The sequence below is a fragment of the Acidovorax sp. KPB24-03 genome (assembly GCF_057546605.1).
Map to the genome: position 1 here is coordinate 1 of NZ_BAAJYR010000255.1, position 4,968 is coordinate 4,968.

Sequence of the window (4,968 nt, forward strand, 5' to 3'; positions counted from 1 at the left end):
CTGGGCGACAGCAGCCTGCTGGACCGATCGCCCCGGTCGCTGGCCGATGCCTGGGGCCGCGTGCGCGCGCAGCTGCACCCGGGCACGCCGCTGTTTCGCCATGCCACGCGCCTGTCGCTGGCGCTCGCGGCCGGCTGCATCGCCATGCAGCTCATCGACCCCGTGCACGGCTACTGGATTCCGCTGGCCACGCTGTTCGTGTGCCAACCCACCTACGGCGCCACCGTCACGCGCGTGTCGCAGCGCGTCGCCGGCACCGCCATCGGCCTGGTGGTCGGCTGGGCGCTGCTCAAGCTCTTTCCCAGCCCGCCGCTGCAGGCGCTCTTCGCCGTGGCGGCGGGCGTGCTGTTCTTCGTCACCCGCACCACGCGTTACCTCACGGCCACCGCCGCCATCACGCTGCTGGTGCTCATGTGCTTCAACCAGGCCACCGGCGAGGCCCACGCGCTGATCCTGCCGCGCCTGCTCGACACCCTGATCGGCAGCGCCATCGCCACCGCCGCCATGATGGTCGTGCTGCCCGACTGGCAGGGCCGGCGACTGGCCGCCGTGGCCGCGCAGGCCCTGCAGGCCAACGGGCAGTACCTGCGCGAGATCATGTCGCAGTACGCCACCGGCAAGGACGACGACCTCGATTACCGACTGGCCCGCCGCACCGCCCACAACGCCGACGCCGCCTTCTCCACCGCCCTGTCGCACATGCTGCGCGAGCCCCGCCACGTGCGCTCGCATTCGCAGGCCGGCATGCGCATGCTGGTGCTGTCGCACACCCTGCTCAACTACCTCTCGGCGCTGGGCGCGCACCGCGGCCAACTCGCCGAAGGCGTGGACGATCCACTGGTACAGGAGGGCGCCCGCTACGCCGTCGAGCGCCTCGAAGCCGTCGCCCGCGCGCTGCGCACCCGCGAGGCCCTGGAGGGTGACGCAGCCCACGGCGAAACGCTGGCCACCGCGCTGGAACAGGCCGCCGATGCCGCACCGGACACCCTGCGGCTGGTGCAGACGCAACTGGCCCTGGTGTGCCGGCAACTGGCCCTGCTGCAGGCCCTGGCCACGCAGCTGGCGGCGCGCGCTCCGGTGGCGCCGGCATAGAGGCACGGCACGCCCCGCCTGGCAAAACCGTGCCCCATGGGGTTCGAAACCGGTCACCGAAAGCCCTGGTGAAAGTGATTTGCTTTTGGGTTACGTAGCGTAACCAGAAAACCGTTTGGCATCGCGCCGAGCGCCTTCTTTGCTCCGAGAATCCGCAGTTCCAAAAAAACAGGCGATCACGGACGAGGGAGGTTGCATGAAGGACATGGTCAAGATAGACCAGGGGCGGCTGCGTGCGCAACTGGAGAAAAAGCTGCCGCCGAAGGTGCGGCTGTTTCAGCTCAACGATATTCCTGGCGTGATGCGCTCGCGCATGGGGTGGCCGGTGGCGGCGGCATTGATGGAGCGGTGGTTTCGCGGGGCGGCTTTTGAGATGCCAGAACTGATGAAGCGTGGACGCGACCCCTTTGAGCTGTCCCAGTTGGGCTCCTTGCGCCTGGATGAGAGTAACGTCACCATGAATTGGGCTCTCGGCTTTGCACGGGTTCGCGCTGCGATGGTGAAGCTTCAGAAAGAATGGGCAACGCCGTCGGCATTGCTCTTACTGAAAAAGCGCATCAATGACCAAACGGCAGGGGCCTCTCAGCCATCGAGGTTTGGCAACCTGGCGCAGCCTGCCAAAGTCATTGATGGCACGTGCCAAACCAACTATGTGCACTGTGGCCAACTCAGTGATCCGCTGGATGATTTCTATGGAGCCATGGGAGAAGCCACGCTCAAGATCGCGGTGTCAGGACTTGTCGCAAAGAATAGCTTCGGAAAACCACTGTCGTTATCGATGAATTGGGTTTCTACCTTCGCGATAGCTATGAATTCAACGATGGTGAAACCCCTTTTCTTTCACAGCCTCTCGGCTTTTGGGGATTTCAAGGAGTGAGTCGTGTGAACGTAGGCCGAGGCATCCCCATCTCTGATCAATGGGTGAATCAAGAGGCGTCCAAGATCCATGGAGATGTTTACTTTGTGCAGAACGAAGATTTCCGCCGGTGGCGCATTCAACATGGCCGAGGTGCAGACTTCGTTGTGCTCTCAGACGTGCACCGTGTTCGCCTTCCGTTTCCCATCAAATTGGATTGGCAATGAAGCTGAATGATTTCAGGAAAATCCCATGCATCGTCTGGTGCTTGGCATTGAATGCACTTGTTTTTCTGGCTTGGTACGCTGCGACGCCCACTTTTTTTTGACAGTGAAAACAGCCCTCAGCGCGTCTATCGCCTTGAGTTTCACAAAGCGTCTCTCGTTCAGCGCATCATTCATCACGACTACAAGATGCCCTACGTGGTGCGTTTGTACCGCGTGAATTCCAAAACACTCCTGGGTGAAAGTCAGGTCGTCGATCTTTGGATGAATGGAGAAATCCATTGGTGGTTGAGTCCGCCCAACAATGCGGTACAGGTCGGCAATGACGTGGCTTTCGAGAACATTCCTCCAGAATGCTCCGATCCATCGCCCCCTCCGGCCTGCGACGCAAAGCATTGATGAATGCTCTGCCCGCCCTGATGGATGGCCTCTTACCTCACCCAGGCCGCCGCGCCGTCAACGCCCAGACCCCCGCTGCCGCCAGCAGCGAGCCGCCCGCGACATGGAAGCGCCGCTGTGCCCGTGGCGATGCGAGCAGCTTGCGCGCGCTGCCAGCGAACACGGCATACAGCGTCGCATTGGTGGCGGCCAGCACCACGAAGGTGACGCCCAGTATTCCCATTTGCTGCGTCGCGCTGGCGGCGGGGCTGAGGAACTGGGGCAGGAAGGCCACGAAGAAAACGATGCCCTTCGGGTTCAACGCGGTCACCAGGTAGGTGTTCAGGAACAGGCGCCAGCGCGATGCCGGAGCGGCGGGTGCAGCGATTTCGGTGGCGGAGATTCCGGCGCGCATCAGGCGGATGCCCAGATACAGCAGGTACAGCCCGCCGGCCCACTTCACCGCGGTGAACCAGAAGGCGGAGGTTTCCAGCAGCGCGCCCAGGCCCAGCAGCGACACCACCAGCGCGGTCGAATCGCCCAGCGCCACGGCCAGCACCAGCGGCACGTTCGCGCGGCGGCCGTGCGACATCGAGTAGCTGATCACGGTGAGGATGGTCGGGCCGGGGATGACCAGCATCACGGCCGAGGCCGCGACGAAGGCGAGCCAGAGTTCGATGGGCATGGTTTTTTGCTCCTGTAGGCTGGCGTGCGACACGCCTGCGGGGGAAGGCATCGATCGATGGGTCCGAGCGATGCGTGGATGTGCCGATGGCGCCATGCACACCGGCGCCCCCATCATGGAGATTCAGGCGGGCGGACGCAACCCCGGCGACAGGCGAATGGCCTGATCGAAGACGGGCCCCGCCCGGCTGCGGTGCTTGGGCCTTGGCCGGGCGCGTCAGACCTTCCTTCCCTTCAATCCCCCAGCAGTTCCCCCACCGCCCGCAGATCCTCCACCCGGTCGCAGATCGCCTTCACGGCCATCATCACCGGAATGCCCAGCAGCAGGCCCCACAGCCCCCACAGCCAGCCCCACACCAGCACGCTGACGAACACAGCCACGGGGCTCATGCGGCTGGTCTTGCTGGTGAGCCAGGGGGTGAGCAGATTGCCCACCAGGGTGTGGATGACCAGCGATGCGCCGCCGATGGCCAGCGCCATGTCCACGGTGCCGAACTGCAGGAAGGCGACCAGCGCCGAGGCGCCCGTCACCACCACCGAGCCGATGTAGGGCGCGAGGTTGAGCACCCCGGCCACCACGCCCCAGACGGCGGGGTTTTCCAGCCCGAGCAGGGCGTACACCGCGCCGGTGGCCACGCCCACCAGCACGCTGGTGAGCAGCTGCACCAGCAGGTAGCGCTGGATCTGGCCGGTGATGTCGTCCAGCACCGCCATGGTCACCTTGCGCCGCTCCAGGCTGTGGCCGGCGATGCGCATGAGTTTGCGCCGGAACAGGTTGCCCGATGCGAGCGCGAAGAAGGTCAGGAAGATCACCACGGTGAGCTGGCCGGCGGCAGACGCCAGGCCCATGGTGCCGCTCCACACATAGTCGCGGATGTTGAAGGGCGCGCGCTCGATCACCACGCGCTGCACGCCGCGGCGCGTCTGCGGCGGAATGCTTTCGGTGGCGGCCTGCTCGATCTGCGTGGCGGCCTTCTGCATGGTGTCCAGCGGGCTGGGTCCGCCCACGCGCTGGCGCATGGCATCGCGCACCTTGCGCGCGGCCACGGGCACCGAATCCACCAGCTCGGCCGCGCCGTCGCTGAGCGACCAGGCCGCGCCGCCCAGGCTGCCGACGATGCCCATCAGCAGCACCCCGGCCCCGAGCCAGCGCGGGATGTGCCAGCGGTGCAGGGCGGTGACCGCCGGGTGCAGCGCGGTGGTGAGCAGCACGCTCAGCATGAGGGGAATGAACACGGCGCTGGCCCAGTGCAGCAGTGCGACGGTGGCGAACAGGGCCAGCAGCGCGAGCGACATGTTGCGCACGTCGATCGGCATGTTCAGCATGAAGCCCGGCGCTCCAGGCAGGGCTGCGGCGGTAGCGGCAGCGGCCGCCGAGGGGCCGGTGGGCGACGGGGAAGGGGATGGTTCGGGGCGCGGTGATGCGGGCGAGGCCGGCAGCGCGGCGGGTGCGGAAGGGGCCGTGGAGGCGGGTGGGTTGGCCGATCCCTCCGAGGCCCCGGCGCCAGGGGTTCGGGCGGCACATCGTCGCCGGGCTCGGGCGCGGCGGTGGGTGCGGATGCGGGGTTGGAGGCGGAGATGTCGGAGTGGTCGGGCGGGTCGCCGGCCGGAAGCTGCCCTGTCGTCGCGGAGGTGGGTGGAAGTTGGCGCGCAGGGGCGGCGTGGGGGGCAGGGGGCGCGGGCGGGCGGACATGCGCGGATTTTGCGCAACGCCGCTCGAACGCCGCGTAGGCG

The 4,968-nt window shown here is 66.2% G+C and carries 5 protein-coding genes and 1 pseudogene; 4 read left to right on the forward strand and 2 right to left on the reverse strand.

Going from position 1 to position 4,968, the window contains the following annotated elements:
• From AC27KI_RS18520 to AC27KI_RS18535, 4 genes and pseudogenes are all read left to right on the forward strand, one after another.
• The coding region (locus tag AC27KI_RS18520; protein ID WP_487115175.1) for an FUSC family protein at window positions 1-1,092 on the forward strand (1,092 nt) is incomplete at its 5' end.
• A gap of 196 nt (window positions 1,093-1,288) precedes the next feature.
• Window positions 1,289-1,969: a DUF6402 family protein gene (locus AC27KI_RS18525; protein ID WP_487115177.1), complete on the forward strand. Its 681-nt coding sequence runs from the start codon at window positions 1,289-1,291 to the stop codon at window positions 1,967-1,969.
• Window positions 1,876-2,175 carry a DUF6402 family protein gene (locus AC27KI_RS18530; RefSeq protein ID WP_487115179.1) on the forward strand — a complete coding sequence of 100 codons (300 nt, stop codon included), beginning with the start codon at window positions 1,876-1,878 and terminating at the stop codon, window positions 2,173-2,175. The genes AC27KI_RS18525 and AC27KI_RS18530 overlap by 94 nt, the downstream gene beginning before the upstream one ends.
• Window positions 2,172-2,571: pseudogene (locus AC27KI_RS18535) on the forward strand (hypothetical protein). Before AC27KI_RS18530 ends, AC27KI_RS18535 begins: the two are co-directional and overlap by 4 nt.
• A gap of 37 nt (window positions 2,572-2,608) precedes the next feature.
• Here AC27KI_RS18535 and AC27KI_RS18540 read toward each other — a convergent pair.
• Complete coding sequence (locus AC27KI_RS18540) at window positions 2,609-3,235, reverse strand: LysE family translocator (protein ID WP_487115181.1); 627 nt, start codon at window positions 3,233-3,235, stop codon at window positions 2,609-2,611.
• 233 nt (window positions 3,236-3,468) lie between these two features.
• Window positions 3,469-4,674, reverse strand: a complete 1,206-nt coding sequence (locus AC27KI_RS18545; RefSeq protein ID WP_487090657.1) for an AI-2E family transporter — start codon at window positions 4,672-4,674, stop codon at window positions 3,469-3,471.
• Between the last annotated feature and the right edge of the window lie 294 nt (window positions 4,675-4,968).

Bases quoted from the DNA above. Each gene is read 5' to 3' on its own strand.
- AC27KI_RS18525 (WP_487115177.1), top strand. From the start codon at position 1,289: ATGAAGGACATGGTCAAGATAGACCAGGGGCGGCTGCGTGCGCAACTG.
- AC27KI_RS18540 (WP_487115181.1), bottom strand. From the start codon at position 3,235: ATGCCCATCGAACTCTGGCTCGCCTTCGTCGCGGCCTCGGCCGTGATG.